The 1,000-nt window shown below is 35.8% G+C and carries 1 pseudogene; it reads left to right on the top strand.

The annotated features are described in order from the left end of the window. Positions 1-57 precede the first annotated feature (57 nt). Positions 58-1,000, top strand: a pseudogene (locus tag B1B04_RS25240) (IS3 family transposase); the annotation flags it as partial.

The raw sequence follows: 1,000 nt of genomic DNA, 5'->3' as shown, positions 1-1,000 counted from the left end.
TGAACTGCTCCCCAATTATTAGACACTCAATCTAACAATTGGAGGTGCAGTTTTTGTATGGTTAAATTTAAAGAAAAAGTGAAATTAGAAGCTGTTCAAAGATATTTATTTGGGAATGAAAGTTTAAGAACAATCGGAGAAGATATAGGCGTTGCCCATCGAACTATATTAACCTGGGTGAAACTACACGAATATAATGGCTCAGAAGCCTTTGTAAAACAATATACAAATTACACCGCACAGTTTAAACTAGACGTACTTAATTATATGACTGAACATGGTACGTCCTTACACGAAACAGCGGCTATCTTTAATATAGCGACGCATTCGACGATAAGAGTTTGGAAAAAACAATTCGAAACACAAGGATTTGATGGCCTTCAGTCAAAGAAAAAGGGGCGTCCATCCATGAAAAAAGAATTAAACAAACAACCTAAGCAAGCACCGATAGAAGGCTCAACCGAAGCACTTCAAGCACGTATTAAACAGCTAGAAATGGAAAACGAGTATTTAAAAAAGTTGAACGCCTTAGTTCAAAACAAGGAAAAATCACCACGAAAGACAAAGTAAAAATCATTTGTGAATTAAGGCATAAATATTCAGTGAAGGCACTTGTGGCATTAGCGGACATTCCAAGAAGTACATTCTATGACATCGCAAAGAAAATAGATTTACCGGATCCAGATGCCGATCTAAAAAACGAGATCAAAACTATTTTTGTAGAACACGAAGGTCGTTATGGCTACCGTCGTATTCGTGATGAACTAGCAAACCGTGGGCAAAAAGTGAATCATAAGAAGGTTCAACGTATTATGAAAGAGCTGGGCTTAAAGTGTATTGTACGTATGAAAAAATATAAATCATATAAAGGTACAGTCGGTAAAATTGCGCCAAATATTTTAGATCGAAACTTTACATCGGAGGCACCTAATGAGAAATGGGTAACGGATATTACAGCGTTTAAATTATTTGGTGAAAAACTTTATTTATCGCCTATTTT

The sequence above is a fragment of the Lysinibacillus sp. KCTC 33748 genome, from assembly GCF_002237755.1.
Taxonomy (GTDB): Bacteria; Bacillota; Bacilli; order Bacillales_A; family Planococcaceae; genus Lysinibacillus.
This window is presented reverse-complemented; position numbering and strand designations above follow the sequence as displayed.